Annotated in this window: 13 protein-coding genes (1 of these 13 running past the window's edge); 7 read left to right on the top strand and 6 right to left on the bottom strand. The window is 68.6% G+C overall.

Annotated features, from left to right (window positions below):
* Positions 1 to 140 carry the final stretch of a GNAT family N-acetyltransferase gene (locus LPC10_RS04920; protein WP_231345719.1) on the top strand. It extends 307 nt beyond the left edge of the window, so 140 of the gene's 447 nt are visible here — the last part of the coding sequence; the start codon falls outside the window, past its left edge; the stop codon is at positions 138 to 140.
* Positions 141 to 170: 30 nt separating this feature from the next.
* On the opposite strand, the gene LPC10_RS04915 is transcribed toward LPC10_RS04920, so the two are convergent.
* Positions 171 to 560: a hypothetical protein gene (locus LPC10_RS04915; RefSeq protein WP_231345718.1), complete on the bottom strand. Its 390-nt coding sequence runs from the start codon at positions 558 to 560 to the stop codon at positions 171 to 173.
* 205 nt (positions 561 to 765) lie between these two features.
* Between LPC10_RS04915 and LPC10_RS04910 the strand changes: the two genes are divergently transcribed.
* Both LPC10_RS04910 and rpoH read left to right on the top strand, forming a co-directional pair.
* Entirely contained in the window at positions 766 to 2,775 is a 2,010-nt protein-coding gene (locus tag LPC10_RS04910) for a bifunctional diguanylate cyclase/phosphodiesterase (protein WP_231345717.1), read from the top strand.
* A gap of 260 nt (positions 2,776 to 3,035) precedes the next feature.
* Positions 3,036 to 3,929, top strand: coding sequence for an RNA polymerase sigma factor RpoH (gene rpoH, locus LPC10_RS04905; RefSeq protein WP_231345716.1), 894 nt, complete (start codon positions 3,036 to 3,038; stop codon positions 3,927 to 3,929).
* Between the two features lie 144 nt (positions 3,930 to 4,073).
* Here rpoH and LPC10_RS04900 read toward each other — a convergent pair whose 3' ends face one another.
* The 5 genes from LPC10_RS04900 to purB all read right to left on the bottom strand — a co-directional run bounded on the left by LPC10_RS04900 (position 4,074) and on the right by purB (position 9,723).
* Positions 4,074 to 5,555, bottom strand: a complete 1,482-nt coding sequence (locus LPC10_RS04900) for a histidine kinase (RefSeq protein WP_231345715.1) — start codon at positions 5,553 to 5,555, stop codon at positions 4,074 to 4,076.
* 40 nt (positions 5,556 to 5,595) lie between these two features.
* Positions 5,596 to 6,888, bottom strand: coding sequence for an adenylosuccinate synthase (locus tag LPC10_RS04895; protein WP_231345714.1), 1,293 nt, complete (start codon positions 6,886 to 6,888; stop codon positions 5,596 to 5,598).
* Between the two features lie 219 nt (positions 6,889 to 7,107).
* A complete protein-coding gene (locus LPC10_RS04890) occupies positions 7,108 to 7,425 on the bottom strand; it encodes a hypothetical protein (RefSeq protein ID WP_231345713.1) in 318 nt (105 codons plus the stop codon).
* A gap of 74 nt (positions 7,426 to 7,499) precedes the next feature.
* Entirely contained in the window at positions 7,500 to 8,357 is an 858-nt protein-coding gene (locus LPC10_RS04885) for a D-amino-acid transaminase (RefSeq protein WP_231345712.1), read from the bottom strand.
* A gap of 58 nt (positions 8,358 to 8,415) precedes the next feature.
* Positions 8,416 to 9,723 carry an adenylosuccinate lyase gene (gene purB, locus LPC10_RS04880; RefSeq protein WP_231345711.1) on the bottom strand — a complete coding sequence of 436 codons (1,308 nt, stop codon included), beginning with the start codon at positions 9,721 to 9,723 and terminating at the stop codon, positions 8,416 to 8,418.
* 162 nt (positions 9,724 to 9,885) lie between these two features.
* Between purB and moaB the strand changes: the two genes are divergently transcribed.
* The 4 genes from moaB (at position 9,886) to LPC10_RS04860 (ending at position 14,107) form a co-directional block, all read left to right on the top strand.
* The gene (gene moaB, locus LPC10_RS04875; RefSeq protein ID WP_231345710.1) at positions 9,886 to 10,443 is read left to right on the top strand and encodes a molybdenum cofactor biosynthesis protein B; all 558 of its coding nucleotides are present in this window, start codon (positions 9,886 to 9,888) and stop codon (positions 10,441 to 10,443) included.
* A gap of 266 nt (positions 10,444 to 10,709) precedes the next feature.
* A complete protein-coding gene (locus tag LPC10_RS04870; RefSeq protein WP_231345709.1) occupies positions 10,710 to 11,072 on the top strand; it encodes a TonB family protein in 363 nt (120 codons plus the stop codon).
* A gap of 84 nt (positions 11,073 to 11,156) precedes the next feature.
* The gene (locus LPC10_RS04865; protein ID WP_231345708.1) at positions 11,157 to 13,502 is read left to right on the top strand and encodes an Orn/Lys/Arg decarboxylase N-terminal domain-containing protein; all 2,346 of its coding nucleotides are present in this window, start codon (positions 11,157 to 11,159) and stop codon (positions 13,500 to 13,502) included.
* On the top strand, positions 13,502 to 14,107 hold the full coding sequence (locus LPC10_RS04860; RefSeq protein WP_231345707.1) for a GNAT family N-acetyltransferase: 606 nt from the start codon (positions 13,502 to 13,504) through the stop codon (positions 14,105 to 14,107). The genes LPC10_RS04865 and LPC10_RS04860 overlap by 1 nt, the downstream gene beginning before the upstream one ends.
* The last annotated feature ends 104 nt before the right edge of the window (positions 14,108 to 14,211 follow it).

Raw genomic sequence — 14,211 nt, 5'->3', positions numbered from 1 at the left:
CGCAGGCCGCCCGGATGGCCGGATGCGACGCGCTCCAGCTTCTGGCGGCCGAGGGGAGCGGCCTGCCGGAATTCTGCGCAGCGACCGGCTTCACCCCAAGCGCCGGCTGCTTCGTGAGGCCCCTACGCAAGAAGGGGTGACACGCTCCCGCACGTTCGGGCAGCGGAGGATCAGAAGTGTAGGAAGGGCAGATCGAGCGGTTGGCGGCCGTCGGGCCGGCGGCGCGATCGGAGGTGGGGCGTCCGCCGCGCCAAACTGGCCTCGACACTCTCGGAGACACGCCCGACGAGAAGCGTGAGACGGTCGAGCGCCGCGATCAAACCCCCGACGCCGGCGCGCAGGCCGCCGCCGCAAGCCTGACCGATCGAATGGAAAACCTGCATGACGACCTTTCGAATGCCGTGGCGCCGGCCTGTCGGCGCGGTCGAAACGTGCAAGTAGAACGCGAGGGCGTCGTGGAAGCGCGACCGAAGGCAGCATCGCTGGGCGGAACTTCCTGGCTGCCGGCTCTCATTGAGCGGAAGCGCCGCGGCGGGAACAGGGAGGGCGCGGACGAGCATGGCTGTCCCCACGTCATCGTTCCGGCTCATCATCCATTGCCGAAAGATCATATTAAGTGGGGCTAAGTTTAGGTCGCACGTGAGCCCGCGATTTCATCGTCTCGACGCGCAACGCGGGGCTGAGGTGGGCTTCAACCATCTGTTACGTCTTTGCCCGTAGAAGCAGTACGCTTCATCTTCGAAGCATATGACAGGCTCGTTCGCCATGCGCTCACGTCCGAGCACCGGGCCGCAGCTCGACAGGCAGATCCGCCGCGATCAGCTCGACGCGGTTCGTGCCAGCGTGCAGCAGGCGCTGCCCATCAACATGCTGCTCGGCTTGGCGAGCTTCCTTGTGGCCCGGCATTCGGGGCACGGCGTGGCGGGTGGATTGTGGTTCTCCGCCTCCCTGGCCGTGAACCTGCTGCGCTTGGGGTTGTGCCGCGCACCCTGCGCCGGATTGGCGATGTCCGCGGACGAGAGCCCGATTGCGGGGGAGGCGGCCGCACGCTCGGTCGACCGTCACCTGCTGCTGGCCTGTCTCGCCGCCCTGTGCTCCGGCTCCGTCTGGGCCTTTCTACCGATCCTCTCCGAGGGTTACACGACGGCGCAGACACTCTTTTATCTGACCATCACCTGTGGGATCACCGCCGGGGCGGTGACGCACGGCATCGCCTACGCCCGCATCCCGATCTGCTTCATCACGCCGCCGCTCCTATCGGCCGCGCTCTGCCTGCTCGCCGGCGGCGGCTTCGACCGGAATTGTCTCGCCGCCACTGTCCTGCTCTATCTGGCCGCGCTGATCCGCAGCACGATCGCGACCGAGCGGAGCTTCCGCGAGACCAGCCGCCTGAAGAACGAGGCGACCGCGCTCGCCGAGGCGCGCAAGGCCGCCCATGCCAGCGCGAGCGCCCTGGCGGAGGAGATGCGCGAGCGGGCGACACATGACGGCCTGACCGGCCTCCTGAACCGCGCGGGCTTCATCCAGCGGGCGGAGGAGCGGCTGGCCGCCGGGGAGGCGCTGTGCCTGATGCTGCTCGATCTCGACGGCTTCAAATCGGTCAACGACGTCTATGGTCACAGCACCGGGGACCGCGTGCTCACCGAGGTCGCCCGCCGCATCCGGGCCGCCCTGCCGGCCGATTGCGATGCCGCGCGCCTCGGTGGGGATGAGTTCGCCCTGGTCTACGACGGTGCGCGGGTGAGCGAGAGCCCGGCGGCACTGGCGGACCGCCTCATCCAAACCGTGGCCGAGCCGTTCGAGAGCTTCGACACGGGGCGGCTCGGCATGAGCATCGGCATCTGCCCGCTTCCGGCCGGCAGCCTGACCCATCTCCTGAGCTGCGCCGACGAGGCGCTCTACGCCGCCAAGCATTCCGGCCGGAACCACTTCCGCCTGTTCGACGAGGGCCTGCACGCCCGCCTGGAGGTGCGGCGCGACTGCGAGCGCGACCTCTCGCAAGCCCTGGCCGAGGGGGCGTTGGAGGTGTGGTTCCAGCCGATCTTCGGTCGGGACGGCCGCACCGTGACCAACCTGGAAGCGCTGGTGCGCTGGCACCATCCGGTCCACGGCTGGGTGCCCCCGGCCGATCTGATCGCCGCCGCGGCCATGGCCGGACTGACCGAGTCACTGCTGCGGTTCATTCTGGAGCAGGTCTGCAGGATGCTGTGCGCGCTGCGGGAGCGGGGGCGTTATTATCTCTCGGTGGCGATGAACGTCTCGCCGCGGGAGATGGCGCAGATCGCCGTCGACGAGATCGTACTCGGCCGGCTCCGGCTGCTCGGCCTTCCGGCGACCGCACTCGAGATCGAGATCACCGAGGAGACGGCGCTCGATATCGAGGCGGTGCAGGGCAAGCTGATGGCGCTGTCGCGGGCCGGCATCCGGATGGCGCTCGACGATTTCGGGACCGGCTACTCCTCGCTCGCCTCGGTGCGGCAACTCCGAGCCAATCGGGTCAAGATCGATCGCAGCCTCGTCACGGGTCTGACCGAGGCCGAGGACAAGCGCGGCCTCGTCCAGGCGGTGCTCGGTCTCGGCCGGGCGCTGGGCCTGGAGGTCGTGGCCGAGGGGGTCGAGACGGCGGACGATCTCGCTACGCTTCAGGCCATGGGATGCCCGTTCATGCAGGGCTACCATCTCGCCCGCCCGCAATCGGCGAACGATGTGCTGCGCCTCCTCGACGCACACCTTGCCGCCAGCGGTGAAACCCGTGTTCAGCGCCTCGGCATGTGACACCGCCCGAAGCGAATCGGGTTCCGGCGAAAGGTCGAGAGGGGGCTAAGAAAGGTGCGTTTCGGCACTGCGACCCCTGCGCGCCCGTGACACGTTAAACCCGGACTCCGGTTCGCGCGTTGGGACCCTTGCGTGAACAGCGTTGGTCGCTACCGGGCATTTCGGATTTCCATTAAAGATGGGAAGCGGCGTGGCCGGCTCAAGGGAGCGGCCATTCGCTTGGGGCCCGCCCGACAGGGGGGCTGTTGAAGGAGGTGCACATGGCCGGCGCTCTGCCCGTGCTCGCCAATGAGGGAGGCCTTTCGCGCTACCTCGATGAGATCCGCAAGTTCCCGATGCTGGAGCCGGCGGAAGAGTTTACCCTTGCCAAGAGCTGGCGCGACGAGGGCGACCGCGAAGCGGCCCACCGCCTCGTGACCTCGCATCTGCGGCTCGTCGCCAAGATCGCCATGGGCTATCGCGGCTACGGCCTGCCCATCAGCGAAGTCGTCTCGGAGGGCAATGTCGGCCTGATGCAGGCCGTCAAGCGCTTCGATCCCGATAAGGGCTTCCGGCTGGCGACCTACGCGATGTGGTGGATCAAGGCGGCGATCCAGGAATATATCCTGCGCTCGTGGTCGCTCGTGAAGATGGGCACCACCGCCAACCAGAAGAAGCTGTTCTTCAACCTGCGCAAGGCCAAGGGCCGCATCTCGGCCCTCGACGAGGGCGACCTGCGCCCCGACCAAGTGCAGCAGATCGCCACCTCGCTCGGCGTCCCCGCTCAGGACGTGATCGACATGAACCGCCGCCTGTCCGGCGACACCTCGCTCAACGCGCCCCTGCGCGAAGAGGGCGAGGGCGAGTGGCAGGACTGGCTCGTGGACAACAGCCCGAGCCAGGAGACCGTGCTCGCCCGCGAAGAGGAGGGGCGCAACCGTCTCTCGGCCCTGCGCGACGCGCTCGGCGTGCTGAACCCGCGCGAGCGGCGCATCTTCGAGGCGCGGCGGCTGGCCGACGACCCGATCACCTTGGAGGATCTCTCCGGCGAATTCGGCGTCTCGCGCGAGCGCGTCCGTCAGATCGAGGTGCGCGCCTTCGAGAAGGTCCAAGAGGCGGTCAAGCGTAACCTCGCGACCCGCGAATTGCCGCGGACCGAGGCGCGGATCTCGTAGGCGGCGCGGAGATCGTCGACACGTCCGACCTGATCACATGAAAAAACCCGGCCCTCGTGGGGCCGGGTTTTTTCATGGGGAGGCAAGCGGAGCGACACCGTCGCAGCGTGCGAGCGACCGTCAGTCGCTCCAAGTGGCGCGACATTACTCCCGCCACTGACTGAAGGCGTTCTGCAGCGCCTGGGTGCCGGCGGTGCCCTTCTCGAAGGTGATGACCGCCCGCTGGCCGCTCGTGTAGGTCAGCGCCAGATCGAGCCAGTTCTTGTGCAGCAGCAACTCGGTGTTGCGGTCCACGTCGCTCTTCAGCGAGGACAGGCCGATCAGGAACAGGTTCTCGCGAACCCGCACCGGAAGGCCCGAAACGGGCGAGCCGCGGGCCGCCTCCTCGTCCTTGAGCTGGAGCAAGCCGATATTCTGCACCGCGCGCTTGGCGCCGGCCTCACCGGTATTGGTGAAGGCGAGTTCGATCGTGTGCGAGGCGGGAAGCGTCGCATCGAGATTCTTGCGCATGGTCATCGCCAGCGTCAGCCCCGCATCCGGGAACTCCACATTGGCGCGAAGCACCGTCTGAAGCGGCTCGCCCTGCGCACCATTCACGGCCTCCACCCGCCAGACCGTGTGACCGTTGGTGGCGATCGGCTGGGCGCGCGGGTCGCTCTGGTTCTCCTCGTAGAGGATACCCCGCTGTGAGACCGTGACCTCCGGCTGCACCGGTGCAGCGCCCGGAACGGCCGGCTTCGGGCGTGCCTCAGCCTCGCTGCGCTCGCCTCCGACCCGGTCCGAGAACTTCGCGTCCGGCTGCTCGGTCGGCACTTCCTGCTCGGCCGCGCTCTGCTGAAGGTCGGATGGCTTGTCGCGCAGGAAGAAGGCGGCCACCGCGATCAGCGCGATCACCATCGCGAGCACGCCGCCGACGAACAGATTGCGCAGCAGGCGCGATCGGCTCTCGGGCGGCGCCACCACATCGATGCGCGGCCGCTGGCGGCCGTTCAGCTCCGGGGCGGCGTCGGAGGAGGCGGCGTCGGCACCCGTTCTGGGCTCGGCTTCGATCCCGGCCTCGGCAGGAGCCGGTGTCGGTGGGATGAAAGCGTCGGCGGCCTCCGTTGCGGCCGTCTCCTGCGCGGATCGGGCGGCCTCGTCCGCCCGGGGGCGGCGGGGCGGCGGCATGAACGGCACCGTCTCGCCGGCCGGCTTGGGCTCCGCGGGGCCGAGGTCCGATCCGATCCCGGCCGGCACCGAGGCGGGCGGCAGGACCAGCGGCTCCTCCGGATTCTGCGGCGGCTCGGGCTCGGGCAGCGTCGGCGGCAGGGGGCCGGGCGAGAGCGGCTCCGGCCGGATCGGTTCGGGGACCGGGGGAGGGAGGGGCGCCTGCGCCGGTTCGGGCGCCTTCGTCAGTTCCTCGGCCGCAACCGGGGGCGCCCCGTAATCGGCCTCGAGCCGCCCGATTGCGGTGTCCAGCGCCCGGCGCTCGAGGTCGATATCGGCCTCGGGCACCGGCGGATCGAGCGAGCGGAGTTGTGCAATCAGGGCGCTGCGCGCGCGATCGTAGACGGCGCGGCGCAGGGCCGGGGATCGATCAGGCAGGGCGTCGAGCGCGCGTGCCAGCAACGGATAATAGTCGGCCATCGTGCCCGGATCTGCCTGTCTCTCCCCGCCGTCCCGGGACTTAATCCTCGAAGGGGTTGTGCATCAGGATGGTGTCGTCGCGCTCCGGCGACGTGGAGAGCAGAGCCACCGGCGCGCCGATCAACTCCTCGATCCGGCGCACATACTTGATCGCCTGCGCCGGCAGGTCGGCCCAGGAGCGGGCACCTGCGGTGGTGCCGCTCCAACCGGGAATCGTTTCGTAGACCGGCAGGGCGCGCTGCTGCGCCGCCTGGCTCGCGGGGAGATGATCGAAGCGCTGCCCGTCGATGTCGTAGGCGGTGCAGACCCGGATCTCGTCGAAACCGTCGAGCACGTCGAGCTTGGTCAGGGCGATCCCGTCGATGCCCGAGGTCTTCACGGTCTGGCGCACGAGGCAGGCGTCGAACCAGCCGCAGCGGCGCTTGCGGCCGGTGACGGTGCCGAATTCGTGGCCGCGCTCGCCGATACGCTGGCCGATTTCGTCATGCAGCTCGGTCGGGAACGGACCCTCGCCGACGCGGGTGGTGTAGGCCTTGGCGATGCCGAGCACGTAGCCGATGGCCCGCGGACCGAGGCCCGAACCGGTCGCCGCCTGTCCCGCCACCGTGTTGGAGGAGGTGACGAACGGGTAGGTGCCGTGATCGACGTCGAGCAGCGCGCCCTGCGCGCCCTCGAACAGGATGCGCTTGCCGCCCCGGCGCGCGTCGTCGAGCAGCTGCCAGACGGTGTCCTGATAGGGCAGAACGCGGTCGGCGATGCCCGTCAACTCGTCGAGGATCGCCTGCTCGGAGATCTCTTCGAGGGCGAAGCCGCGGCGGAGTGCGTTGTGGTGGGCCAGCAGCCGCTCGATCTTCGGCGGCAGGGTCTCGGGCTCGGCCAGATCCATCAGGCGGATGGCGCGACGGCCGACCTTGTCCTCGTAGGCTGGGCCGATGCCGCGCTTGGTCGTGCCGATCTTGGTGCCCGGCGCTCCGTCCTCGCGCAGGGCGTCGAGTTCGCGGTGAAGCGAGAGGATCAGCGTGGCGTTGTCGGCCACGCGAAGGTTCTCGCGCGTCACCGTCACGCCCTGGCTGGCGAGCCGGTCGATCTCGGAAGCGAGCGCGTAGGGGTCGAGCACCACGCCGTTGCCGATCACGCCGAGCGTGTTCGGGCGGACGACGCCGGAGGGCAGAAGGGAGAGCTTGTAGACGGCCTCACCGACCACCAGCGTGTGGCCGGCATTGTGGCCGCCCTGGAAGCGGACGACGATGTCGGCCTGCTCGGAGAGCCAGTCGACGATCTTGCCCTTGCCCTCGTCGCCCCACTGGGCGCCTACGACGACGACGTTCGCCATGCGCGTCTGACCTGTCTCGCAATCGCTGGCGCGGGCGCCAAGCGGTTGCGCCACGCGCGAAAACCCCGGCTGTCGAGCCGGGGATCGAGCATACGGGGGCGTCTTCGGCGATCTCGGCAGGCAGGTCAAGCGATGGGCGGGCCTGCGCTGGGGAGCGCCCCGCATGGCTGATGCGCTCTCGCCGGTTCCTCGGCCTCGGCGGTTACTTGGCCTCGGCGGTTACTTGGCGTTGCCCGGCGGCTTGATCACGGGGGTCGAGTTCGGGGTCGGCTCCGGCGCGATCGTCTTGATCTCGGGATCGACGCCCGCGGGTGGCTTGATCACGCCGTCCGACTTCTCGAGCTTCTCGCTCAGCGTGGCGCCGGAATTGCCGCTCTCCGGCCGGACCTTTTCCGGCACCTGCTCCTGGGGCGGGGGCAGCTTCGGGTCGCTGTCCTGGCCGCGCTGCGGCACCGACGGGTCCTGGGCCAGGGCCGCCGTGCTCATCAGGCCGCCCAGCAGCGCGGCGCCGAGGATTGAAGTTCTCTTGAAGGTCATCGCGTCCTCAATGGTCCTTTGGGAACCAACGGATGCGTGCGCCTTCGCGTTCCTGTCAGGCCCTTCCCGGCAGGCTAGGCCTTCGCGCCCTCGGCGAAGGCGAAGTACAATTCGCGCAACCGCCGCGCCACCGGGCCGGGGCGGCCGTCGCCGAGGATTTTGCCGTCGATCTCCACCACCGGCATCACGAAGGCCGAGGCCGAGGTGTAGAAGGCCTCCGCCGCCTCGGGCAGCTCGCGGGCGTTGATGAGACGCTCCTCGAAGGCGAGGCCGGTCTCTTCGGCCAGCGCCAGCACCGCCTTACGGGTGATGCCGGGCAGGACCGCGTGGGAGAGCGGACGCGTCACAAGTGCGCCGGCCTTGGTGACGATGAAGACGGTGGAGGAGGAGCCCTCGGTCACCACGCCGTCCTCGACCATGAAGGCTTCGGCCACGCCCGCTTCCGCCGCCTGCTGCTTGGCGAGCACCTGGGCCAGAAGCGCCACTGACTTGATGTCCCGCCGCTTCCAGCGCAGGTCCGGCACGGTGATCGCCTTCGCGCCCGTCTCGGCCATCGGGTTGTTCACGATGGATTTTTCCTGCGTGAACATCACCACGGTCGGGGCCACGTCGCCCTTCGGATAGGAGAAGTCGCGCTCGGCCACACCCCGTGTTACCTGGATGTAGACGAGGCCTTCCCGCACGCCGTTCCGCTCGACGAGCTGCGTCTCCAGCCGCTCCCATTCCTCAGGTGCGTGCGGGTTGCGGATGCCGATCTCGGAGAGCGAGCGGTCGAGCCGGGCGAGATGCCCGGCATTGTCCACGAGGCGGCCGTGCAGCACGGCGGCCACCTCGTAGATCCCGTCGGCGAACAGGAAGCCGCGGTCCATCACCGGCACGCGGGCTTCGTCCAAGGGCAGGAACTGGCCGTTGAGATAGGCGGTGCGGCTCATGACAGTCTCGATCGTCCGTCGTCGGGTGAAGCGCGAAGCAGGTTCCGTGCAGGACGGATCAGGCTTGGCCGAACACCCGCGAAAAAATCGTATCGACGTGCTTGAGGTGGTAGCCGAGATCGAAGCATTCCTCGATCTGCTCCGGCTTCAGCACGGCGGTCACCTCAGGGTCGGCCTTGAGAAGGGACAGGAAGTCGCCCTCACCGCGCCAGACCGGCATCGCGTTGCGCTGGACCAGCCGATAGGAATCCTCGCGCGAGAGACCGCCCTGCGTCAGCGCCAGCAGCACCCGCTGCGAGTGGACGAGGCCGCCGAGCCGGTCGAGGTTCTTCTGCATCTGCTCGGGGTAGATCAGCAGCTTGTCGATCACGCCGGTGAGGCGAGCCAGCGCGAAATCGAGGGTGACAGTCGCGTCCGGGCCGATCATCCGCTCGACGGAGGAGTGCGAGATGTCCCGCTCATGCCAGAGCGCGACGTTCTCCAGCGCCGGGGTGACGTAGCCGCGCACCATGCGGGCCAGTCCGGTGATGTTCTCCGTCAGCACCGGATTGCGCTTGTGCGGCATGGCCGAGGAGCCCTTCTGCCCCTCGGAGAAGAACTCTTCCGCCTCCAGCACCTCGGTGCGCTGCAGGTGGCGCACTTCCGTGGCCAGCCGCTCCATCGAGCTGGCGATCACGCCCAGCACGGCGAAGAACATCGCGTGGCGGTCGCGCGGGATCACCTGGGTCGAGACCGGCTCTGGCTGGAGGCCCATCTGCTCGGCGACGTATTCCTCCACCCGCGGATCGATGTTGGCGAAGGTGCCGACGGCGCCCGAGATCGCGCAGGTCGCGACTTCCTTCCGCGCCGCGATCAGGCGCTCCTTCGCGCGGGAAAACTCGGCATAGGCCTGGGCGAGCTTGAGGCCGAAGGTGACGGGCTCGGCGTGGATGCCGTGCGAGCGGCCGATGGTGGGGGTCAGCTTATGCTCGAAGGCGCGCCGCTTCAGCGCGGCGAGCAGCGCGTCGAGATCCTTGATCAGGATGTCGGCGGCGCGGGTGAGCTGCACGTTGAGGCAGGTATCGAGCACGTCTGACGAGGTCATGCCCTGGTGGACGAAGCGCGCCTCCGGCCCGACGATCTCGGCCAGATGCGTGAGGAAGGCGATGACGTCGTGCTTCGTCACCGCCTCGATCGCGTCGATGCGGGCGACGTCGAAGGTCGCGTCGCGGCCCTTCTCCCAAACCTTCTCGGCGGCCTCCTTCGGCACGACGCCGATATGGCTAAGAGCGGTGGTGGCGTGGGCCTCGATCTCGAACCAGATCCGGAACCGGCTCTCCGGCGACCAGATCGCGGTCATCTCGGGACGGGAGTAGCGGGGGATCATGTTTTTCCGTGCCTCGGACGTGTCGCGGTTTCGCGAAATCGCTCCGCGCGTAGCACGGCGCGGCCCGGAGCCTCAACGCGCCGCCTGGCCGGGATGTGCATGGCTCCCCCGCGACGTCACGGAGCGGTTGACCGAGCCGGCCCGCGGGGCAACATCGGCAGCATGAACAGCGAGCCGACGTCCCGCGCCTTCATCCCCCTCTCGATCGCCGTGCTGACGGTGTCCGACACCCGCGTGCTCGCCGACGATAAGTCCGGCGACACCCTGGCCGCGCGGCTGACGGGAGCCGGACACCGGCTGGCCGAGCGGGACATCGTGCCCGACGAGGTCGTCGCCATCCGTGAGCGGGTCGAGGGCTGGATCCGCGATCCGGCGATCGATGTCGTGATCACCACCGGCGGCACCGGCTTCACTGGGCGGGACGTGACGCCCGAGGCGATCGAGCCCTTGTTCGAGAAGCGCATGGACGGCTTCTCGGCGGTGTTCCACCGGATCTCCTACGACAAGATCGGCACCTCGACCCTGCAGTCGCGGGCGACCGCCGGGGTCGCCGGGGCGACCTACATCTTCGTGCTGCCGGGCTCGCCCGGCGCCTGCAAGGACGCCTGGGACGGCATCCTGGCGCAGCAGCTCGATTACCGCCACCGTCCCTGCAACTTCGTCGAGATCATGCCGCGCCTCGACGAACACCTGCGCCGAGGCTCCGCCGCGACGATGTGAGCGTCCAAGGAGGCGCGTCGCGGGCGGATATGGAGCGATCTGGCGCCGCAGCGCCCACCGCGGATGCGTCGTCCCTCAGCCAAGTCGACCCCGCAGCGCGGGGGCGGTCCGAGTGTCGTGATCCGAATTGCGCGGCGGCATTGTCATTTGGCGGCACCTCAAGTCGCGGATGGCGTTACGCTTCGGGACGGCCGGGCTGCGAGCCGGCGCCGTATCCCCGAAGACGGCGCCGGCAGGCGCCATTCTTGTTCACGGAGTCCCTGTCCTTGCGTCCGTCCCCGGTACGGCCCTTCCTTCTCGCCGCGCTGATGCTGTGCGCGCCGCTCGTGCCGGTCTCGGCCGCGCCGCGGGTCGATGCGCGGGCGAAGACCTGGGTGGCCGGGATCGTCAGCCGAATCGGGATGGCCGACCGCGCCGCCGCGCCGGGACGCGGTGGGCAGGTGACGATCCGGGTACGGATCGAGGCCGACGGCGCGCTCGGCGGGATCGTGCTGGAGGAGGGGCCGGCGGCGCTCGGTGAACGCGCGGCCCGCGCCGTGCAGGCGGCCGCACCTTTCCCGCCGCCGCCCGCCGGGCTGCTCACGCTGGAAGGTTTTACGGAGCTGAGCTTCCCCCTCACGCTGCGGTGACGCGGCGACGCGGGCGGCTGTCATCGAATCGTCGCGGATGGATCGGAAAGGCAGGCGTTCCGATCGTGAGAAGAGCGCTGCTCCATGGATTTTCACCGCCGTTTCACCGTGCTGATGTGCACGCCCGCCTTCGATCCGGATGATCTGGAGGGGGCGCGGGTCGAGCAGATCGTCGCAGCGGTCGAGTCGCGCGGCTTCGAGGTGGTGCGGGCTCGGCGCGTCGAGGACGCCTCGATCGCGGTGCAGACCGACTCGGCGGTCGGCTGCCTCGTGGTCGATTGGGGCAAGCGCGGGCTCGAGGGCAAGGCCGCCGCCCTCATCGACATGATGCGCCGGCGCGGCCTCGATATGCCGATCGTCATCATGGTCCGCCGCAAGCGGCTGGAGGACATCCCGGTCGAGCTGCTCGACTTCATCGACGGCTACATCTTCCTCGCGGAAGAGACCCCGGAATTCATTGCCCGCAACCTCGTCTCCCGCGTGACGCAGTACGCCGACACGCTGAAGACGCCGTTCTTCGGCGCGCTGGTGGACTATGCCGAGGAGGGCAACCAGCTCTGGACCTGCCCCGGCCATAACGGCGGCATCTTCTACAACCGCTCGCCGATCGGACGCATCTTCGTCGAGCATCTCGGCGAGGCGATTTTTCGCGACGACCTCGACAACTCGGTGCTCGACCTCGGTGATCTGCTGACCCACGAGGGGCCCGCGCTGAAGGCGCAGAAGGAAGCGGCGAAGATCTTCGGAGCGGAGAAGACCTACTTCGTCCTCAACGGCACCTCGGCCTCGAACAAGGTCGTGCTGGGATCACTGGTGGCCGAGGACGACCTCGTCCTGTTCGATCGCAACAACCACAAGGCCGCCCATCACGGCGCGCTGCTGCTCGCCGGCGGCATCCCGATCTTCCTGGAGACCGACCGCAACGCCTATGGTCTGATCGGGCCGATCTACCACGAGGCGCTCGACGAACAGCGCATTCGCGAAAAGATCCGCGACAACCCTCTCGTGAAGGACAAGGAGGCGTGGCGCCGCGAGCGCCCGTTCCGCTGCGCGGTGATCGAGCAATGCACCTATGACGGCACGATCTACGACGCGCAGGAGCTCGTCAAGCGGATCGGCCACCTGTGCGACTACATCCTGTTCGACGAGGCCTGGGCGGGCTTCATGAAGTTCCACCCGCTCTACCAGCGGCGCTTCGCCATGGGCCTGACCGGGCTCGATGAAACCTCGCCGGGCATCATCGCCACGCAATCGACCCACAAGCAGCTCGCCAGCTTCTCTCAGGCCTCGCAGATCCACACCCGCGACGGGCATATCCGCGGCCAGACCCGGCGGGTCGAGCATAAGCGCCTGAACGAGAGCTTCCTCGTTCACGCCTCGACCTCGCCGTTCTACCCGATCTTCGCCTCGCTCGATGTCGGCGCGCAGATGATGAAGGGCCGCTCCGGCGTGGTGCTGTGGGACGACACCATTCGGCTAGGCATCGAGTGGCGCAAGAAGGCGCGGGCCATCCGCAAGGAGTTCGAGGAGCGCGAGGCCGACCCGAAGCGGCGCTGGTTCTTCGACCCCTTCGTGCCCGACGTGGTGAAGGGCCCGGACGGCACGGAAATCCCGTGGGAATCCGTGCCGACGGACGCCCTGGCCGCGGATGCCCGCTACTGGGAGCTGACGCCGGGCGCGGCGTGGCACGGCTTCACCCATGTCGCGCCGGGCTTTGCCATCACCGACCCCAACAAGCTCACGGTGCTCACCCCCGGCTTCGATCGGAAGACCGGTGCCTATGCCGAGCACGGCGTGCCGGCGCCGATCGTCGCGCAATACCTGCGCGAGAACCGGATCGTGCCGGAGAAGAACGATCTCAATTCGCTGCTCTTCCTGCTGACGCCGGGCGTCGAGTCGTCGAAGGCCGGTACCCTGATCTCGGGCCTCGTCGCCTTCAAGCGCCTGCACGACGACAACGTGCCGCTCGAAGAGGCGATGCCGGAATTCGTCGCTCGCCGGCCTAAGCGCTACCACGGCGTCGGCCTGCGCGATCTGTGCGCCGACTATCACAGCTTCCACCGCGAATCGGGCACCTCGGCGCTCCAGCGCAAGCAGTTCATGCCCGAGCACCTGCCCGACATGGTAATGCCGCCCAAGGCCGCCGCGCAGATGCTGACGCGCAACCGGGTCGATTACGTACCGATCGCCGAGGCCGAGGGGCGCATCGCCACCACCCTGATGCTGGTCTATCCGCCCGGCATCGGCACCGTGCTGCCGGGCGAGCGTCTGGATGAGCGGGCGAAACCCATGCTCGACTACTTCAAGATGTTCGAGGCGGCCGCCAACCTGTTCCCCGGCTTCGAGGCCGAGATCCAGGGCGTCTACCGCGAGACCGATCCGGACGGGCGCATCCGCTTCCACACCTACGTCGTGCGCGAGGGCGCCTGATGGCGGAGGGCGCAGCGGCGATCTCCGCTCACGCCGAGGTGGTGATCCGACCCTCGTCGGATGCCGACGTGTCGGCGATGATCGCGATCTACGAGCGCCATATCCGGAGAGGCGTCGGGGATACCGGCGACTTCGAGGAGGAGCGCCTGCTCCCCGACGAGTTGCGGCGGCGGCGTAAGACCATGCGCAGCAAGCGCCTGCCCCACCTCGTCGCCGAGCGGGGCGGGCAGATCGCCGGCTACGCCTACGCCGTGCCGTTCCGCAAGCGCCCGGCCTACCGCTACGCCCTCAAACACTCGATCTACGTGCATCCCGACCACCTGCACGCCGGCATCGGGCGCCGCCTGTTGCCGGCGCTGATCGAGGCCTGTTCTGCCGGCGGCTACCGGCAGATGATCGGCTATATCGACGCGAGCAACGAGGCCTCGTTGCGCCTGCACGAGGCCTGCGGGTTCGCCCGCGTCGGCTACCTTCCGGCGATCGGCTACAAGTACGGGCGCTGGAGCGACAGCGTGATCGTGCAATGCCCGCTAGGGACGGGGGCGGAGGATCAGCCGAAGGCGTGGCATCGGCCGGAGCGGGCCGGTTCGTTTCCCTCCTCGTAACGGGGACACCGAATTTGATCCGCTGGAAACGGTGACGACCGCAGGGCTGCCCTATCCGCGCCCGCTTTTTTGCGTGAAGCCGGCGAGCAACTTTCCCTCCGATG

The organism is Methylorubrum sp. B1-46 (genome assembly GCF_021117295.1).
In the GTDB taxonomy this organism is placed as follows: Bacteria; Pseudomonadota; Alphaproteobacteria; order Rhizobiales; family Beijerinckiaceae; genus Methylobacterium.
Note: the sequence above shows the minus strand (reverse complement) of the source record. Positions and strands in the feature narration are given on the sequence as shown.